Annotated in this window: 15 protein-coding genes; 4 read left to right on the top strand and 11 right to left on the bottom strand. The window is 60.4% G+C overall.

Features of this window, described 5'->3' with window-relative positions; all coding sequences use genetic code 11:
* The first annotated feature begins 184 nt into the window (after positions 1-184).
* Both PSH76_RS23505 and PSH76_RS23500 read left to right on the top strand, forming a co-directional pair.
* On the top strand, positions 185-865 hold the full coding sequence (locus tag PSH76_RS23505; RefSeq protein WP_056789563.1) for a Fe2+-dependent dioxygenase: 681 nt from the start codon (positions 185-187) through the stop codon (positions 863-865).
* 2 nt (positions 866-867) lie between these two features.
* A complete protein-coding gene (locus tag PSH76_RS23500) occupies positions 868-1,611 on the top strand; it encodes a tetratricopeptide repeat protein (protein ID WP_098949581.1) in 744 nt (247 codons plus the stop codon).
* Between the two features lie 121 nt (positions 1,612-1,732).
* Here the strand turns inward: PSH76_RS23500 and PSH76_RS23495 are convergent, their stop codons facing one another.
* The 5 genes from PSH76_RS23495 to PSH76_RS23475 all read right to left on the bottom strand — a co-directional run bounded on the left by PSH76_RS23495 (position 1,733) and on the right by PSH76_RS23475 (position 6,805).
* On the bottom strand, positions 1,733-2,896 hold the full coding sequence (locus PSH76_RS23495) for a type III PLP-dependent enzyme (RefSeq protein WP_014716890.1): 1,164 nt from the start codon (positions 2,894-2,896) through the stop codon (positions 1,733-1,735).
* 459 nt (positions 2,897-3,355) lie between these two features.
* Entirely contained in the window at positions 3,356-4,513 is a 1,158-nt protein-coding gene (locus PSH76_RS23490; protein ID WP_003188471.1) for a betaine/proline/choline family ABC transporter ATP-binding protein, read from the bottom strand.
* Positions 4,510-5,163 (bottom strand): ABC transporter permease, encoded by a 654-nt coding sequence (locus tag PSH76_RS23485; protein ID WP_003188473.1) that lies wholly within the window; start codon positions 5,161-5,163, stop codon positions 4,510-4,512. Before PSH76_RS23485 ends, PSH76_RS23490 begins: the two co-directional genes overlap by 4 nt.
* A gap of 12 nt (positions 5,164-5,175) precedes the next feature.
* Positions 5,176-6,069 carry a glycine betaine ABC transporter substrate-binding protein gene (locus PSH76_RS23480; protein WP_305493001.1) on the bottom strand — a complete coding sequence of 298 codons (894 nt, stop codon included), beginning with the start codon at positions 6,067-6,069 and terminating at the stop codon, positions 5,176-5,178.
* Positions 6,070-6,088: 19 nt separating this feature from the next.
* Entirely contained in the window at positions 6,089-6,805 is a 717-nt protein-coding gene (locus tag PSH76_RS23475) for an ABC transporter permease (RefSeq protein ID WP_003188475.1), read from the bottom strand.
* A gap of 332 nt (positions 6,806-7,137) precedes the next feature.
* Here PSH76_RS23475 and PSH76_RS23470 point away from each other — a divergent pair, with 332 nt between their 5' ends.
* Entirely contained in the window at positions 7,138-8,721 is a 1,584-nt protein-coding gene (locus PSH76_RS23470; protein ID WP_305493000.1) for a peptide chain release factor 3, read from the top strand.
* A gap of 279 nt (positions 8,722-9,000) precedes the next feature.
* On the top strand, positions 9,001-9,255 hold the full coding sequence (locus PSH76_RS23465; RefSeq protein WP_098949579.1) for a hypothetical protein: 255 nt from the start codon (positions 9,001-9,003) through the stop codon (positions 9,253-9,255).
* 83 nt (positions 9,256-9,338) lie between these two features.
* On the opposite strand, the gene PSH76_RS23460 is transcribed toward PSH76_RS23465, so the two are convergent.
* The 6 genes from PSH76_RS23460 to PSH76_RS23435 form a co-directional block, all read right to left on the bottom strand.
* Positions 9,339-11,597, bottom strand: coding sequence for a TonB-dependent siderophore receptor (locus tag PSH76_RS23460; RefSeq protein ID WP_305492999.1), 2,259 nt, complete (start codon positions 11,595-11,597; stop codon positions 9,339-9,341).
* A gap of 424 nt (positions 11,598-12,021) precedes the next feature.
* The gene (locus PSH76_RS23455) at positions 12,022-12,993 is read right to left on the bottom strand and encodes a peptide ABC transporter ATP-binding protein (RefSeq protein WP_003188483.1); all 972 of its coding nucleotides are present in this window, start codon (positions 12,991-12,993) and stop codon (positions 12,022-12,024) included.
* Complete coding sequence (locus PSH76_RS23450; protein WP_186608183.1) at positions 12,993-13,961, bottom strand: ABC transporter ATP-binding protein; 969 nt, start codon at positions 13,959-13,961, stop codon at positions 12,993-12,995. Before PSH76_RS23450 ends, PSH76_RS23455 begins: the two co-directional genes overlap by 1 nt.
* 10 nt (positions 13,962-13,971) lie before the next feature.
* Positions 13,972-14,883 carry an ABC transporter permease subunit gene (locus PSH76_RS23445; protein ID WP_003188486.1) on the bottom strand — a complete coding sequence of 304 codons (912 nt, stop codon included), beginning with the start codon at positions 14,881-14,883 and terminating at the stop codon, positions 13,972-13,974.
* Positions 14,884-14,893: 10 nt separating this feature from the next.
* Complete coding sequence (locus PSH76_RS23440) at positions 14,894-15,904, bottom strand: ABC transporter permease subunit (RefSeq protein ID WP_003171721.1); 1,011 nt, start codon at positions 15,902-15,904, stop codon at positions 14,894-14,896.
* A 76-nt stretch (positions 15,905-15,980) separates the two neighbouring features.
* Complete coding sequence (locus PSH76_RS23435; RefSeq protein ID WP_032893592.1) at positions 15,981-17,579, bottom strand: ABC transporter substrate-binding protein; 1,599 nt, start codon at positions 17,577-17,579, stop codon at positions 15,981-15,983.
* Positions 17,580-17,612: the final 33 nt, after the last annotated feature.

The following is a 17,612-nucleotide window of genomic DNA, read 5'->3' as shown; positions in this document are numbered from 1 at the left end:
TGTGAGGCCGCGGAATATAGGGCCAACAAGACTTTGTATCAATTGCGAGATATTGCTATTCGCATCAAATTTACATTCTTTACACTTTTTTGTTACGGAATTTGCCTTCTCGTTCGTCCCCGTGTTTTACAGAGCGGATAAGAATCAATACCATTGACGCCTCTCTGATCGCAGGTATTGCCCCATGTTGCTGCACATTCCCGGCCTGTTCTCTCGCGAGGAGGTGCTACGCATTCGCCAGGCCCTGGAAGAGACCGAATGGGCTGACGGCAAAATCACCGCCGGGCACCAGTCGGCCAAGGCCAAGCACAACCTGCAATTACCCGAAGGCCACCCCCTGGCCAAGGAAATCGGCGCGGCGATGCTGGAACGGTTGTGGAGCAACCCGCTGTTCATGTCGGCCGCGCTGCCGCATAAAGTCTTCCCGCCACTGCTCAACTGCTACACCGCAGGCGGCAGTTTCGACTTTCATATCGACAACGCGGTGCGCCAACCCAAAGGCAGCCACGAGCGCGTGCGCACCGACCTTTCGTCCACGTTGTTCTTCAGCGACCCCGACGACTACGACGGTGGGGAACTGGAGATCCAGGACACATTCGGCGTGCAGCGAGTCAAGCTACCCGCCGGCGACATGGTGCTGTACCCCGGCTCCAGCCTGCACAAGGTCAACGCGGTGACCCGTGGCGCGCGCTATGCCTCGTTCTTCTGGACCCAAAGCCTGGTGCGCGAAGACAGCCAGCGCACCTTGCTGTTCGAGATGGACGGCGCGATCCAGCAACTGACCCGCGACGTGCCCGACCACCCCGCGTTGATCCAGCTCACCGGCACCTACCACAACTTGCTGCGCCGCTGGGTCGAGGTCTGAGCATGGGCTTTTTATTGCGCCGCGAAGAAGTGCTCAACGTCGAGCAATTACAAAGCATGCTCGATGATTCCCCGGTGCGCGCCGCCCAGGCCATCCTCATCGCCGCCAAGGCAGGCGTGGTCGATGCCCAGGCCCTGCTCGGGCAAATCCTGCTGGAAGGGCGCGGCATCGCACGCGATGAAGCGCTGGCGCTGCGCTGGTTCCAGATTGCCGCGCAGGGCGGGCACCTGATGGCGCGCAATATGACCGGGCGCTGCCTGGAGCATGGTTGGGGCTGTGCCGTCGATGAAGCCGCAGCCGCGCAGGAATATCGCCTGGCGGCACACGCCGGGTTGGATTGGGGGCAGTACAACTACGCCAACCTCTTGGCTACCGGCCGTGGCGTTATTGAAGACCAGGCGCAAGCACTGGCGCTGTATCGCCAGGCCGCCGAGCAGGGCCACGCCAAGTCCATGAACCTGCTCGGGCGTTACCTGGAAGACGGGCAGCATTGCCCCAAGGACCTTGAGGCGGCTGTCGAGTGGTATCGCCGTTCAGCCGAGGCAGGGGATTTTCGGGGGCAGTTCAGCCATGCGGCGGTGCTGGCCGACAGTGGCCAGATCGACGCGGCGCTGGAGTGGTTGCACAAGGCGCTGGAGGGCGGGAATCTCAAATTCCTGCGAACGGCTCACAAGGCGCTGGCGCAGGCGGATGACCCGCGAATTCGCGCCATGGCCGAGGCCTACCAACAACGAGCCGCGACCTGATCGTTCCCACGCTCCGCGTGGGAATGCCGCCCTGGACGCTCTGCGTCCGCACATGAGCGCGTAACGCAGAGCGTTACAGGAGGCATTCCCACGCAGAGCGTGGGAACGAGCGGGGGAGGGGTTAAACGTAGAAGGATTTCAACGGCGGGAACCCATTGAACTCAACCGCGCTGTAGCTGGTGGTGTAGGCACCGGTCGACAACCAGTACAAACGATCACCAATGGCCAGGTTCAATGGCAGGCCGTACTTGTAGTTTTCGTACATGATATCGGCGCTGTCGCAGGTCGGGCCGGCGATGACCACTTCTTCCATCTCGCCTTTCTTCTCGGTCCAGATCGGGAACTTGATGGCTTCGTCCATGGTTTCGATCAGGCCGGAGAATTTGCCCACATCCGTGTACACCCAACGCTCGACCGCGGTACGGGACTTGCGCGCCACCAGCACCACTTCGCTGACCAGGATGCCGGCATTGGCGATCAGCGAACGGCCAGGTTCCAGGATGATTTCCGGCAGGTCGTCACCGAAGTCTTCCTTGAGGAAGCGGATGATTTCTTCGGCGTAGGTTTCCAGGCTGTTGGTGCGGGTGATGTAGTTGGCCGGGAAGCCACCGCCCATGTTGATCAGCTTCAGGTGAATGCCGTCTTCTTCTTTCAGGCGTTCGAAGATCACCTTGACCTTGGCGATGGCCGCGTCCCACACGCTGATGTCGCGCTGTTGCGAGCCAACGTGGAACGAGATGCCGTAAGGCACCAGGCCCAGGTCGCGGGCGAGGATCAGCAGGTCCATGGCCATGTCGGTCTGGCAGCCGAATTTGCGCGACAACGGCCAGTCGGCGGTGGTCGAGCCTTCGGTGAGGATACGCACATACACTTTCGAGCCCGGCGCGGCCTTGGCGATGTTGCGCAGGTCGGCTTCGGAGTCGGTGGAGAACAGGCGCACGCCCTTCTCATAGAAGTAGCGGATGTCCTTGGATTTCTTGATGGTGTTGCCGTAGCTGATACGGTCGGCGCTGACGCCGCGGTCCATGACCTTGTCCAGCTCGTAGATCGAGGCGATGTCGAAGCTCGAGCCTTTGTCTTTCAACAGGTCGATGATTTCAACGGCCGGGTTGGCCTTGACGGCGTAATACACCTTGGCGAATTCGAAACCGGCGCGCAGGTCATCGTAGGCCTGGCTGATCATCGCGGTGTCGATCACCACGAACGGGGTTTCTTGCTTGTCGGCGAACGCCTTCATTTTGTCAAAAGTGGCGCGCGCGAAATAATCTTCGACGTTGATCGACATGCTGGGAACTCCTAAGGGCAAACTGAAATTAGCAATGGGTGCAAATGAACGTCCTCCGTATCCCCACTTTGGTTCGCCTACTTCCCAAGGCATGTCGCCGAAAGCAAAAAGGCCACGGGGTAAGCTGCCCTTGGCCTTGCTGTCTCGTCGTCAGTACTTGAGCCGGATGGATCGTTTCCAGCATGGACGTTCGGCGCGAACTTTAGGGCTTGGCGGGCGTGGGATCAACTAAAAATGTCGCGTTTTTGCACGCGTTCGTCGCGCGGCCGCGTGCAGCTACTTATGTAACCGACCGGTGTGACGGATTGATGTTCCCCGGATGGGGCCAATCAGATGGATTTGCGGTGTATTCATCGCAGGCAAGCCAGCTCCCACAGGGGAATGCATTCCAACATAAGAATGCAGTTCAAATGTGGGAGCTGGCTTGTCGGGTCGCCGCATCGCTGCGATAGCGATCTATCAAGCCAAAGCAGTTTCGGCAGGCGAGACAATACTGGTCTTGCCCCCACGGGACTTACCAGAGCTCAAGTATTCGGCAATCGACTCCTGGGTCACCTCACCCAAGAACACCCGCTCCGCATCCATCACCGGCAACCACGAGCGGTTGAACTCGTACATGCGCGACAGCAGGATGCGCAAATGCTCGTCATACGCCGCCGTGGCGTTGAACTCGCGCAGGTACTGGCCGCAGGTGCCGGCCTGGCGGTGCAAGTCGCGGCGGCGCACATAACCCAGCGCCTTGTTTTCGGCGCAGGTGACCACCACGTAGCGGCGGTCGTGCTCGTCCATCAGCTCCAGGGCATCGGCCACTGGGGTTTCCGGGCTGACGGACGGGGCGTTGTCCGCCGCGTCTTCGGCTTTCACCAGCAGCAGGCGCTTGAGGGTGCTGTCCTGGCCCACGAAATTGCTGACGAACTCGTCGGCCGGGTGCGCCAGCAGCGTGTCCGGGTGGTCGATCTGCAGCAACTTGCCGGCGCGGAAGATGGCGATCTTGTCGCCCAGCTTGATGGCTTCGTCGATGTCGTGGCTGACCATGATCACGGTCTTGTTCAGCGCGCGCTGCATCTCGAAGAACTCGTTCTGGATCATCTCGCGGTTGATCGGGTCGACCGCGCCGAACGGCTCGTCCATCAGCAGCAACGGTGCGTCAGCCGCCAGGGCGCGGATCACGCCGATGCGCTGTTGCTGCCCGCCCGACAATTCACGCGGGTAGCGATGCAGGTACTGCTTGGGCTCCAGCTTGATCATGCTCATCAACTCGCGGGCGCGGTCGTGGCATTTTTGCTTGTCCCAGCCGAGCAGCTTGGGCACCACCACGATGTTCTCTTCGATGGTCATGTTGGGGAACAGGCCGATCTGCTGGATCACGTAGCCGATGTTGCGACGCAGGGTCACCTCGTCGAGGTCGGTGGTGTCTTCGCCGTTGATCAAGATCTTGCCCGAGGTGGGCTTGATCAGGCGGTTGATCATTTTCAGCGTGGTGCTCTTGCCGCAGCCCGAGGGCCCCAGGAATACGCAAATTTCGCCTTCGTTGACGGTCAGGCTTACATCGTTGACGGCAGTGACAGTCTTGCCGTTGCTTTGAAAAGTCTTGGACAGGTTTTGAAGTTCGATCATTTGAGCAATCCTTTTGGAGTCAGCGAGCGTTGCAGCCATTGCAGAAGCAGGTCGGCGAAGATGGCCAGGAGACTGACCAGCACGGCGCCGACGATCAGCATCGACATGTCACTGCGGCTGATAGAAGCCAGAATCAGTACACCCAGGCCACCGGCACCGATGGTGGCGGCGATGGTCATCACACCGATATTCATCACCACGGCGGTGCGCACACCGGCGAGGATCACCGGCACCGCAATCGGCAGTTCGACCATGCGCAGGCGCTGGCCGAAGGTCATGCCGATGCCGCGTGCGGCTTCGCGAATGCCTGGCTCTACGCCGGTCAGCGCGAGGTAGGTGTTACGCATGATCGGCAGCAGGGAGTAGAGGAACACGGCGGTGATCGCCGGCATCGGCCCCAGGCCCTGGCCGAACTTGGAGTAGAACGGCAGCAGCAGGCCGAACAGCGCAATGGAGGGCACCGTCAGCAGCACCGTGGCGCTGGCTTGCAGCGGGCCGGCCAGGGTCGGAAAACGCGTCATCAGAATGCCCAGGGGCACGCCGATAAAGATCGCCAGGATCACGGCGATGCCGACCAGGGTGATGTGCTGCCAGGTCAAGTGCAGCACTTGGGCCCAATCAAGATGGGAAAAGGCGTTCAAAAATTCCATGTCTTCTCCTTTTTAGTTGATTGGATGTTGGCGCAGGAAATCGGCGGCAACGGCGGACGGGCTTTCATGGTCGACGTCGACCCGTGCATTGAGCTGGCGCATGGTTTCGTCGTCGAACAGGTGTGCCAAAGGCTTGAGTTCGGCGGCCAGTTGCGGGTGCTTGTCGAGGTATTCCTGGCGGATCACCGGGGCTGCGGTGTAGTCGGGGAAGTAGTGCTTGTCGTCTTCCAGCAGCTTCAACTTAAAGGCGTTGAGGCGCCCGTCGGTGGTGTAGACCAAACCTGCAAACACCTGGCCGTTACGCAGCGCGGTGTAGACCAGCCCGGCGTCCATCTGCCGGGTGTTCTTGCGCGTCAGGTTCATGTCGTACAGCTTGACCATGCCCGCCAGGCCATCGGAGCGGTTGGCAAACTCGGTATCCAGGGCGACCAGGCGATGCTCTTTGGTCTCCTCGGCCATGGCTTGGGTGAGATCGCTGATGCTGTTGATCTCGGGATGTTCCTGCGCGACTTTCTCCGGCAATGCCAGGGCATAGGTGTTGCTAAAGCGCGACGGCGACAGCCAGACCAGGCCTTTTTTCGCGTCGAGTTCTTTGACCCGAGCGTAGGACTGTTCGCTGTCGAGTTTCTCGTCGATATGGTTGTAGGCCACCAGGGACACACCGGTGTATTCCCAGATCAGGTCCAGTTGCCCGCTTTCCTGGGCACTGCGCGCCAGGTTGCTGCCCAGGCCGCCAGTCACACGGGCGTCGTAGCCCTTGGCGCGCAGGTACTGGGAAGTGATTTCGGCGAGCAGGGTCTGCTCGGTGAACACCCGGGCGCCGATGCGGATCACGGGTTTTTCGGCGGCTTGTGCAATACCTGCAAGCAGCAGGACGCAGCCTAATATCAAGCTCAGTTTTTTCATGTGAATTCCTTTACCGGGCTTAAGACGGGCGCAACCCGCGTTCCAGCCAGAGGCGGCTGGCCATGGTTACCAGGCCGTCAAGCAGCAACGCCAGCAGCGCGGTGCAGGCGGCGCCGAGCAACAGTTGCGGCTGATTGTTCAGGGCAATGCCGGGGAAGATCAGGCTGCCCAGGCTGTTGGCGCCAATCAGGAAGGCCAGCGGCGCGGTGCCGACGTTGATCGCCAGGGCCACGCGCACACCGCCGATGATGATCGGCACGGCGTTGGGCAGCTCCACGCGAAACAGCACCTGGCGCGGGGTCATGCCGATGCCGGTGGCGGCTTCTTTCAGGGAGCCCTGAACGTTTTTCAGGCCTTCGTAGGTGTTGCGCACGATGGGCAGGAGCGAGGCGAGGAACAGCGCGAAGATGGCCGGGCCGCTGCCGATGCCGAGGACGCCGAGGGCGATGGCCAGTACGGCCAGGGGAGGGACGGTGTTGCCGATGTTGAAGATCTGCATGAAACGTTCTGCGCGCCCGACCATATTGGGTCGGCTGAGCAGGATACCGGCGGGGATGCCCACAATCAGGGCTGCCAGCATGGAGACTAGGACGAGAATCAGATGAGCTTGCAGGTAAAACAACAAATCGTCGCGGTACAGTTCGATCGTGTTGATGCCGATCCAGTGGACCAGCAGGGCCAGGAGAGCGACGACAACCACTGCTCCTATCAGCCCTTTGCCATAGCGAATAGCCACAGGCGGACTCCTTTTTTTCTTCTGTCGGCGAACACATTTCCGAGCGGCAGGGCCATGACTGGCTGCCTTGGAATGGGTTCGCGAAAAGCAACTCGCCGATACTGGCAATGCAGTATGCGATCGAGCCATGAGCGCAGCCTCGTCAGGCTAACTTGCTGATTTTTCAGCCCCTGTTCCGAGTGCGATAGCAGGGGAGTGGACGTCTCTACCTTTTAAAAGGTTCCACACTTGGGCGTATTTAGCCACCCCCAATGGGCTCAACGGTGGTCCGGACCCTCGCGTTTGCGCTATACTCGCCGCCCTTTTTTGACTCACCTGCCAGGCGATTTCCCATGACCCACCAGGCCGCCGAAGTCGCGAAACGCCGCACTTTCGCCATTATTTCCCACCCCGATGCCGGTAAAACCACCATCACCGAAAAGCTGTTGCTGATGGGCAAGGCGATCGCGGTAGCCGGCACGGTGAAATCGCGCAAATCCGACCGCCATGCCACCTCCGACTGGATGGAGATGGAAAAGCAACGGGGTATTTCCATTACCACGTCGGTCATGCAGTTCCCGTATCGCGACCACATGGTCAACCTGCTCGACACCCCCGGCCACGAAGACTTCTCCGAAGATACCTACCGCACCCTGACGGCGGTGGACTCGGCATTGATGGTCCTCGACGGCGGTAAGGGTGTAGAGCCACGTACCATCGCGCTGATGGACGTGTGCCGTCTGCGTGACACGCCGATTGTCAGCTTCATCAACAAACTCGACCGCGACATCCGCGACCCCGTCGAGCTGCTGGATGAAATCGAAGCCGTCCTGAAGATCAAGGCCGCGCCGATCACCTGGCCGATTGGTTGCTACCGCGACTTCAAGGGCGTGTACCACCTGGCCGACGACTACATCATTGTCTACACCGCTGGCCACGGTCATGAACGCACCGAAACCAAGATCATCGAGAAGCTCGACTCCGACGAAGCCCGCGCCCACCTGGGTGACGAGTACGACCGTTTTGTCGACCAGCTGGAACTGGTGCAGGGCGCCTGCCATGAGTTCAACCAGCAGGAGTTCCTCGACGGCCAACTGACGCCGGTGTTCTTCGGTACCGCGCTGGGCAACTTCGGTGTCGACCACGTGCTCGACGCCGTCGTGGACTGGGCGCCAAAACCCCTGGCTCGCGTTGCCAACGAGCGCACCGTGGAACCGGTCGAAGAGAAATTCACCGGCTTTGTGTTCAAGATCCAGGCGAACATGGACCCCAAACACCGTGACCGTATCGCCTTCATGCGCATCTGCTCCGGCAAATACGAAAAAGGCATGAAGATGCGCCACGTGCGCACCGGCAAGGACGTGCGCATCGGCGACGCCCTGACGTTCTTCTCCTCTGAACGTGAACAGCTGGAAGAGGCGTTTGCCGGCGACATCATCGGTTTGCACAACCACGGCACCATCCAGATCGGCGACACCTTCACCGAAGGCGAAGCGCTGGGTTTTACCGGTATCCCGCACTTCGCCCCGGAACTGTTCCGCCGCGTGCGCCTGCGTGACCCGCTCAAGTCCAAGCAACTGCGCCAAGGCTTGCAGCAATTGGCCGAAGAGGGCGCCACCCAGGTGTTCTTCCCCGAGCGCAGCAACGACATCATCCTCGGCGCCGTGGGGGTGCTGCAGTTCGACGTGGTCGCCAGCCGCTTGAAAGAGGAATACAAGGTGGAGTGCTCCTACGAGCCGATCACCGTGTATTCGGCGCGCTGGATTGATTGCAGCGATAAGAAGAAGTTGGAAGAGTTCTCCAACAAAGCCGTGGAAAACCTCGCGATCGACGGCGGTGGTCACCTGACCTACCTGGCGCCGACCCGGGTGAACCTGGCGTTGATGGAAGAGCGTTGGCCGGATGTGAAATTCCGCGCGACCCGCGAACACCACTAAGGTTTGAGCGGTTAAGAGAAGGGCGAAGCTGTGATGGCTTCGCCCTTTTTATTGGTCGCCCAAAGGCTAAGTGTGGGAGCGCGCTTGCTCGCGAAGGCGGTGGATCAGCCGACGCATCTGTTGAATGACGCCCCGCATTCGCGAGCAAGCCCGCTCCCACAGTTAATCTCGATTTGACCAGAAATTGGCGCAAACCCTTGATCAGAACTAGCTTCAAAGACTGGCGATGGTAATTGGTCTGTCGCGTGGGCTTTACCTACTGACTGGACGGAATCGATCATGAGTATTTTTCAACGAATAGTGCTGTTGATGAAGGTGCTGGTGCTGTTGTCGTTGGGGATGTCGACGGCCTGGGCGCATAACCCGGTGCATGGCTCAGCCATGGTGACGAGTAGCCAGGGCTCGGACTTGCAGTTGGCCAAGTCCGAAGCGGAACCCGGCGATAAAGGCCAAGGTGGCACTGAGGGGGATGATGACTCGACCACCGAAGAGCCCGACAGCGACGACGCAGACGAAGGCGATAGCCAGACGTAGGCTCGCCCAGCAATGTAAAGCGCTTCAAACAATGCCTTGGATGGGGTTTCCAAGGCATTGTTATTACTGGCCGCCCACTTTCCTCAGAACGAAGTGGTCACCGACGCGAAGTAAGCCCGCCCTGGCTCATTGTAGGTCTGCGCCCCCGCATCCTCGGCGTTGCCTTTGCGCGACAAACGCTTGTCCAGCAGGTTGTTGATGCCCACTCGTACGCTCAGGTTTTTATTGAATTCGTAGCCGCTGCTCAGGCCCATCAGCCCGTACGGGTCGACGTCCTGCTGGGCGCTGCGATCGTAACTGCTGGCGCTGCGTGAGTTGAGCGTCGGCGCCTCCTGCTTGCCGTAATAGGTGCCGCTGACTTGGAAAGACAGCTTGTCCGTGGCTTGCCAGTCCAGCGTGGTGTTGACGGTGTACTTGGGGATGATGCTCAAGGGCTCGCCGGTGTCTTTGTCCTTGGAGTCGATCATGTAGGTCAGGTTGGTGTTCAAGTCCAGATCATCGCGCAGGCTGATGAACAGGTTGCCTTCAACGCCCTGCACCAAGGCTGGGCCGCTGTTTTCCCACTCCAATACACGTCGGCCATTGCCCAGACGGAACGCCGCCTCGTTACTGGCGTTGATCTTGTTCTTGTAGTCATTACGGAAATACGTCGCACTGGTGCGCCAGGTGCCCTTGTCCAAAGCCAGGCCGATTTCCTTGTTGACGCTGATTTCCGGCTTCAGGTCCCGGTTGCCCACCAGGTAGCAACCGCCCATGTTGGCTTCGCTGGCGTTGCAGCCATTGCCACGGCTGTAGAGCAAATAGTTCGGGTTGGACTGGTACAGGTTGGGGGTTTTGTAGGCGCGGGCAATGCCGCCCTTGATGCTCAGTTCATCGGTCAACTGGTGCGAAGCGTTGAAGCTGGGGCTCCAGTTGCCGCCGTATTCCTCATGATCGTCGAAGCGCAAGCCAGGCGTGATGACAGTCTTGCTGCCCAGTTCGATGTTGTCTTCGGCAAACAAGGCGTAGCTTGAGGCGGTGGTCTTGGTGCTGTTGCGGCTGATGCCCGGGATGGCGGGGACGCCGCCGGTGCCTGGGTCATAGCTTTGCGGGCGCAACGAGCCAGGGTCGTTCATCGACTCGTAGAGGTATTCGCTGCCCAGGGTCAGCACCTGTTCCGCACCCACGCTCAGGGGCAGGTTGACCTCGGCAGTGGCCCGGGTATTGCGCAGGCGCGACTCGAAACGACCCGCGCTGGCGGAGGGCGCGCCTTCGCCGGAACCGGCCAGGCCTTCGTTGAGGCGCTCGTTGCGGGTCAGGTCGTGGGTCAGCGTAGCCAGGGTCGAACCCCAGTCGAATTCGCCGCGATGGGTGGCAGAAAAGCTGCTGCGTTGAATCACACTGGTTTCCTTGCCGACCAGGCTTTCCACGAACGCGCCACCGCCGTTGAGCATGGTGTCGCCGGCGAAAATATTGCCCTGGCGGCTGTAGCTGGCTTCCAGGTCGAGGGTTTGCTCGGGGGTGAATTGCCAGCTCAGCAAGCCATTCACATCTTTGTTGCGCACACCTTCGCGGCCGGCTACCAGCGAGTCTGGGGTCGCTTGGGCTGCGCGGTTGATATCGGCGTCATCGGCGTCGGTCTTGTTCAGGCCGCCATAGACGCGGAACGCCAGGGTGTCGGTCAGCGGGCCGCTGAGGTTGAAGTTGGTACGCTTGCTCGCGCCTTCGGCATCGTTTTCGGGGAAGGCGGTGTAGGCGGTCAGCGAGCCGTGCAGTTGGTCGGTGGGGCGTTTGGTGATGATATTGATGACACCGCCCATGGCACCGGAGCCATAACGGGCGGCGGCCGGGCCGCGCAGGATTTCAATGCGTTCGACCTCTTCGGCCGGTACCCAGTTGGTTTCGCCACGGGTATCACGGTCACCACTCCAGCCGTAACGCACAGCGTTGCGGGAGGTGGACGGCTTGCCATCGATCAGGATCAGGGTGTTTTCCGGGCCCATGCCGCGCAGGTCGATCTGGCGGTTATTGCCACGGCTGCCGCTGGAACTGTTGCCGGTCAGGTTCACACCCGGCTCGCGGCGGATGATCTCCGACAGGTCGTTAGTGGGCGGGCGTTTCTTGATGTCTTCGGCGGTGATGATCGACACGCCGGGCGCTTGCTTGAGTTCTTCGGCGGCGGTGCCCAGTACACGTGTCTCGCCCAGCACCAGGGCTTGGGGCGTGCCATCCACAGGCAGGTCTGTCGCTTGGATCGGCACTTTGTCGCGTTCTTTTTCCACGCTCTGCGCCAGTAGCGCGGGGGACGAAAGGGTAGCGATAAACGCCAGCGAGAGATGGCTGAGCCTGAATTGAGACGACATGTCCACAAAGTCCTTTAGGAGGGGCGATTGAACGAGAGGCGTCTGAATTTTTTTCGTGCATCCAGCGCTCTCTATGCGCCGTAATGGTATTGATTCTCAAACAGAAGTAAATTGCATTTACAGTCTATACACTTTTTGAAACGCTCTGGATCAATGTTTTCAGGGCTTTGGGCGTGGGTTCAAACGGTATGTTTTTTGTTACAACCGCGCAAAAAAAGCCCCTCCGGCCAGACTGATGCGCAATCTGGCGGGAAGGGCGATGGAACTCATGCAACGAGATCATCCCCACGCTCTGCGTGGGGATGGATCCTGTGACGCTCCGCGTCACTCTTGCGCAAGGCTTGAGCTGGCGGACGCAGAGCGTCGCCGACGGCGTTCCCACGCAGAGCGTGGGAACGATCCCACACAGGGCGGTTGTGTTGCTTCAGGCCACGAATTGCTCCGCGTAGTGGCAAGCCACCTGCCGATTATCCAAAGGACGCAACAGCGGCTCCTCACTGCTGCAACGCGCCGTCGCATACGGGCAGCGCTTGTGGAACGCGCAGCCAGGCGGCGGGTTCAGTGGGTTGGGCAGTTCGCCGACGATCTTGATCTTCGGCTTGCTCGGGTCCGGGTGAATGGTCGGGGTGGCCGACAGCAGCGCCTGGGTGTAGGGGTGCAAGGGGCGTGCGTAGATGTCTTCCTTGGGGCCCACTTCAACCGGGCGGCCGAGGTACATCACCATCACATCGTCAGCCACGTGCTGCACCACCGCCAGGTTGTGGGAGATGAACACGTAGGCGGTGTTGAATTCCTGCTGCAAATCCATGAACAGGTTAAGCACCTGCGCCTGGATCGACACATCCAGCGCCGAGGTCGGTTCGTCCGCCACCAGCACTTTGGGTTGCAGCATCATGGCGCGGGCCAACGCGATGCGCTGGCGCTGACCACCGGAGAACATGTGCGGGTAGCGCTGATAATGCTCAGGGCGCAGGCCCACTTGCTTCATCATCGCCTGCACTTTCTCGCGGCGCTCAGCGGCCGACAGGTTGGTGTTGATCAGCAACGGCTCGGCCAGTTGATCGCCGACTTTCTGGCGGGGATTCAACGAGGCATAGGGGCTCTGGAACACCATCTGCACGTCTTTGCGCAACTGCTTGCGCTGGGCCTTGTCGGCGCCGGCCACTTCTTGCCCGGCGATTTTCAACGAGCCCGACGAGGGCTCTTCAATCAGCGTCAGGGCGCGGGCCAGGGTGGACTTGCCACAGCCCGACTCGCCCACCACGGCGAGGGTCTTGCCGGCTTCCAGCTCAAAAGACACACCATTAAGAGCACGCACGGTGGCGTGGCCTTTGAACAGGCCACGGGACACTTCGTAGTGACGGGTGAGGTCGCGGGCGGTAAGTACGACGGCCATTACGCCACCTCCTGGTTCAGCGGGTAGAAGCAGCGGGCAAGGCTGTTGCTTTTCGGATCGAGGCCCGGGCGCTGGGCGCGGCAGGAGTCCTGCACGTACGGGCAGCGCGGCGACAGCAGGCAACCCTGTGGGCGGTCATAGCGACCCGGCACGATGCCTGGCAGGGTGGCCAGGCGCGTAGCACCCAGGCTGTGCTCGGGAATCGCCTTGAGCAGCGCTTCGCTGTACGGGTGCGCCGGAATGTCGAACAACTGCGGCACCTGGCCGACTTCCACGGCTTGGCCGGCGTACATCACGCACACCCGCTGGGCGGTCTCAGCCACTACCGCAAGGTCGTGGGTGATCAGCACCAGGCCCATGTTCTGCTCTTTTTGCAGGGCCAGCAGCAGTTCCATGATCTGCGCCTGGATGGTCACGTCCAGTGCAGTGGTCGGTTCATCGGCGATCAGCAGTTTGGGCTCGCCGGCAATCGCCATGGCAATTGCCACACGCTGGCTCATACCGCCGGACAGTTGATGCGGGTAGGCGTCCATACGGCTTGCGGCGCCTGGGATCTCGACCTTTTCCAGCAGCTCGATGGCGCGTTTGCGTGCTTGTTTGCCGGACATTTTCAAATGCAGGCGCAGCACTTCTTCAATCTGGAAACCCACGGTGTAGCTGGGGTTCAACGCGGTCATCGGGTCTTGGAACACCATCGCCAGGTCTTTGCCGACGATCTGGCGGCGCTGGCGGTTGCTCAACTTGAGCATGTCCTTGCCGTCGAAGCTCAGGGCATCGGCGGTGACGATGCCGGGATGCTCGATCAGGCCCATCAGCGCCATCATGGTCACGGATTTACCCGAACCCGACTCGCCAACGATCGCCAGTACTTCGCCTTTGTCGACGGACAGGTCGAGGCCATCGACCACCGGCACGGCGGTCTTGTCGCCGAAGCGCACGTTGAGATTCTTGATTTCTAACAGTGACATGGGAATCTCCTCAGGCGGCGTTCTTGAGTTTCGGGTCCAGCGCGTCGCGCAGGCCGTCACCCATCAAGTTGATTGCCAGCACGCTGAGCAAAATGGTCAAGCCAGGCAGGCTCACCACCCACCAGGCGCGTTCGATGTAGTCTCGGGCCGAAGCCAGCATGGTGCCCCACTCAGGGGTTGGCGGTTGTACGCCAAGGCCGAGGAAGCCCAGGGCCGCGGCATCGAGAATCGCCGAGGAAAAGCTCAAGGTCGCTTGTACGATCAGCGGCGCCATGCAGTTAGGCAGCACGGTGATGAACATCAGGCGTGGCAGGCCGGCGCCAGCGAGGCGGGCGGCAGTCACGTAGTCGCGGTTCAGTTCGCCCATTACGGCCGCGCGGGTCAGACGCACATAGGACGGCAGCGACACGATGGCGATGGCGATCACGGTGTTGATCAGGCCAGGGCCGAGGATGGCGACAATCGCCACAGCCAGCAGCAGCGACGGCAGGGCCAGCATGATATCCATCAAGCGCATGATGGTCGGGCCGAGCAAGCGCGGGAAGAACCCGGCGAACAGGCCCAGCAGGATGCCCGGGATCAGCGACATCACCACCGATGACAAACCGATCAGCAACGACAGGCGCGAACCCTGGATCAGGCGCGAGAGCAAGTCACGGCCCAGTTCGTCGGTGCCCAGCAGGAACTGCATCTGCCCACCTTCCAGCCACGCCGGCGGGGTCAGCAGGAAGTCGCGGTATTGCTCGCTGGGGTTATGCGGGGCAACCCACGGAGCGAAGATCGCGCAGAACACGATCAGCAACATGAACAGCAGGCCGGCAACCGCGCCTTTGTTCTTGGAGAAGGCTTGCCAGAATTCTTTGTACGGGGACGGGTACAGCAGGCTCTGATCGACTGCTGACACTTGAGTAGGTGTGGTCATGGTCATGATCTCAGCGCTGGTGACGGATGCGTGGGTTGGCGAAGCCGTAGAGGATATCCACCACGAAGTTCACCAGGATCACCAGGCAGGCGATCAGCAGAATGCCGTTTTGCACCACTGGGTAGTCCCGCGCGCCAATGGCTTCGATCAGCCATTTGCCGATGCCGGGCCACGAGAAGATGGTTTCGGTCAGTACCGCACCGGCCAGCAGTGTGCCGACTTGCAAGCCGACCACGGTGAGTACCGGGATCAGCGCGTTGCGCAGGCCGTGCACGAACACCACGCGAGCCGGCGACAGGCCCTTGGCCTTGGCGGTACGGATGTAGTCCTCACGCAGCACTTCGAGCATCGACGAACGGGTCATGCGCGCGATCACTGCCAGCGGGATGGTGCCGAGCACGATGGCCGGCAGGATCAGGTGGTGCAACGCATCCCAGAACGCGTCCGGCTCGTCGGCCAGCAGGGTGTCGATCAGCATGAAACCGGTGCGCGGCTCGATGTCGTAGAGCAGGTCGATACGCCCGGAAACCGGGGTCCAGCCCAGGCTCACCGAGAAGAACATGATCAGGATCAGGCCCCACCAGAAGATCGGCATCGAATACCCCGCCAGGGAGATGCCCATCACCCCATGGTCGAACAGGGACCCTCGCTTGAGTGCCGCGATCACCCCGGCCAACAGGCCCAGGATACCGGCGAACAACAGCGCGGCCATGGACAGTTCCAGGGTCGCGGGGAAGAGGGCGGTGAACTCGGTCCACACGCTGGTGCGCGTACGCAGCGATTCGCCAAGGTCGCCCTGGGCGAGCTTGCCGACATAGTCCAGGTATTGCGCATACAGCGGCTTGTTAAGGCCAAGGCGCTCCATTGCCTGTGCGTGCATTTCGGGGTCAACCCGTCGCTCGCCCATCATGACTTCTACGGGGTCGCCTGGAATCATGCGAATCAACGCAAAGGTCAGCAACGTGATGCCGAAGAACGTGGGGATCAATAACCCCAGTCGGCGGGCAATAAAACTAAACATCTTGGTGTGTACCTCAATCAGCCGGTTAGGCAGGTCCGGCACCGTCAATGTCGACGGTGCCGAGCGTTTTTCTTATTTACTTCACCTGGGTGGTGGCGAAGTTATTTGTACCCAGAGGGCTTTGGGTGAAGCCTTCTACGTTCTTGCGCATGGCGGTGAACAGTTTCGGGTAAGCCATTGGAAGCCATGGCTGGTCCTTCTCGAAGACATCTTGTGCTTGTTCATAGAGCGCAGCCCGTAAGGCCGGTTCCTTTTCCGCACGAGCCTTGTCGATCAAGTCCTGAAACTCTTTGTTACACCAGCGTGCGTAGTTTTCGCCGTTTTTCGCCGCATCGCAACTCAGGTTCGGAGTGAGGAAGTTATCCGGGTCGCCGTTGTCACCGACCCAGCCCGCCGAAACCATGTCGTGCTCGCCGTTTTTAGCGCGTTTGAGCATTTCGCCCCATTCCATGACTTTGATATTGACCTTCAGGCCAACCTGCGCCAGATCCGCCTGCATACGCTGGGCGCCGAGCATTGGATTGGGGTTGGTTGGGCCGCCGCCGTTGCGGGTGAACAGGGTGAATTCTGTGCCTTCCGGTACGCCAGCTTCCTTGAGCAGGGCGCGGGCCTTGTCCAGGTCACGGGGTGGGTTCTTCAGTTTTTCGCTGAAACCCAGCAAGGTCGGTGGGTAGGGGCCGGTGCCGACTACCGCGTTGCCTTTGCCGAACAGGGCTTCGGTGTAACCTGCCTTGTCGAACGCGATGTTAATCGCATGGCGTACCCGGGCATCGCTCATGTATTTGCGCGTGGTGTTCAATGCGGTGTAGCTGGTGGTCATCGCAGCCAGTTCATCGACTTTCAGGTTCGGATCTTTCTTGATGCTTGGGATGTCATCCGGCTTGGGGAACAACGCGATCTGACATTCGTTGGCCTTGAGCTTTTGCAGGCGCACGTTGTTATCGGTGGTGATCGCCAGAATCAGCGGGTCGACCGCCGGTTTGCCGCGGAAGTAGTCCGGGTTGGCCTTGAAGCGCGCCTGGGCATCTTTCTGGTAGCGATTGAAGACGAATGGGCCAGTGCCGATAGGCTTGGCGTTGAGGTCTTCAGTTTTACCGGACTTGAGCAACTGGTCGGCGTATTCCTTCGAGTGGATTGAAGAGAATGCCATGCCCAGATCGGCCAGGAACGGAGCTTCTGGGCGGGTCAGGGTAAAGACGACGGTGTGATCATCGGTCTTCTCTACGCTCTTGAGCAGTTCCTTGAAACCCATGCTTTCGAAATACGGGTAACCCACGAGAGATTTGTTATGCCACGGATGATTCGGGTCCAGCTGGCGCTGGAAGCTCCAAAGCACATCATCGGCGTTCAGGTTGCGCGTGGGTTTGAAATAGTCGGTGGTGTGGAACTTGATGTCGTCACGCAGGTGGAAGGTATAGGTCAGGCCATCGGCGCTGATTTCCGGCAGGTCTTTGGCCAGGGCAGGCACCACTTCTGTGGTGCCGGGCTTGAAGTCCACCAGACGGTTGAACATGGTTTCAGCGGCGGCGTCAGCGGTCACGGCAGTGGTGTACAGGACCGGGTCGAAACCTTCCGGGCTGGCTTCGGTGCAGACCACCAGCGGTTTGGCCGAAACGCCGATCGCCACGCTCAACAGCGCAGCGGCCATGGCGGCTTGTAGTGGGAGCATTTTCATTCAGAGCCCTCTGCAATCGATGGAGCCAGAAAA

The organism is Pseudomonas sp. FP215, assembly GCF_030687795.1.
Taxonomy (GTDB): Bacteria; Pseudomonadota; Gammaproteobacteria; order Pseudomonadales; family Pseudomonadaceae; genus Aquipseudomonas; species Aquipseudomonas salmasensis.
Note: the sequence above shows the minus strand (reverse complement) of the source record. Positions and strands in the feature narration are given on the sequence as shown.

Excerpts from the sequence above, each read along its gene's own strand:
- PSH76_RS23505 (WP_056789563.1), top strand. The coding sequence starts at position 185 with ATGTTGCTGCACATTCCCGGCCTGTTCTCTCGCGAGGAGGTGCTACGC.
- PSH76_RS23500 (WP_098949581.1), top strand. The coding sequence starts at position 868 with ATGGGCTTTTTATTGCGCCGCGAAGAAGTGCTCAACGTCGAGCAATTA.
- PSH76_RS23495 (WP_014716890.1), bottom strand. The coding sequence starts at position 2,896 with ATGTCGATCAACGTCGAAGATTATTTCGCGCGCGCCACTTTTGACAAA.
- PSH76_RS23490 (WP_003188471.1), bottom strand. The coding sequence starts at position 4,513 with ATGATCGAACTTCAAAACCTGTCCAAGACTTTTCAAAGCAACGGCAAG.
- PSH76_RS23485 (WP_003188473.1), bottom strand. The coding sequence starts at position 5,163 with ATGGAATTTTTGAACGCCTTTTCCCATCTTGATTGGGCCCAAGTGCTG.
- PSH76_RS23480 (WP_305493001.1), bottom strand. The coding sequence starts at position 6,069 with ATGAAAAAACTGAGCTTGATATTAGGCTGCGTCCTGCTGCTTGCAGGT.
- PSH76_RS23470 (WP_305493000.1), top strand. The coding sequence starts at position 7,138 with ATGACCCACCAGGCCGCCGAAGTCGCGAAACGCCGCACTTTCGCCATT.
- PSH76_RS23465 (WP_098949579.1), top strand. The coding sequence starts at position 9,001 with ATGAGTATTTTTCAACGAATAGTGCTGTTGATGAAGGTGCTGGTGCTG.
- PSH76_RS23460 (WP_305492999.1), bottom strand. The coding sequence starts at position 11,597 with ATGTCGTCTCAATTCAGGCTCAGCCATCTCTCGCTGGCGTTTATCGCT.
- PSH76_RS23455 (WP_003188483.1), bottom strand. The coding sequence starts at position 12,993 with ATGGCCGTCGTACTTACCGCCCGCGACCTCACCCGTCACTACGAAGTG.
- PSH76_RS23450 (WP_186608183.1), bottom strand. The coding sequence starts at position 13,961 with ATGTCACTGTTAGAAATCAAGAATCTCAACGTGCGCTTCGGCGACAAG.
- PSH76_RS23445 (WP_003188486.1), bottom strand. The coding sequence starts at position 14,883 with ATGACCACACCTACTCAAGTGTCAGCAGTCGATCAGAGCCTGCTGTAC.
- PSH76_RS23440 (WP_003171721.1), bottom strand. The coding sequence starts at position 15,904 with ATGTTTAGTTTTATTGCCCGCCGACTGGGGTTATTGATCCCCACGTTC.
- PSH76_RS23435 (WP_032893592.1), bottom strand. The coding sequence starts at position 17,579 with ATGAAAATGCTCCCACTACAAGCCGCCATGGCCGCTGCGCTGTTGAGC.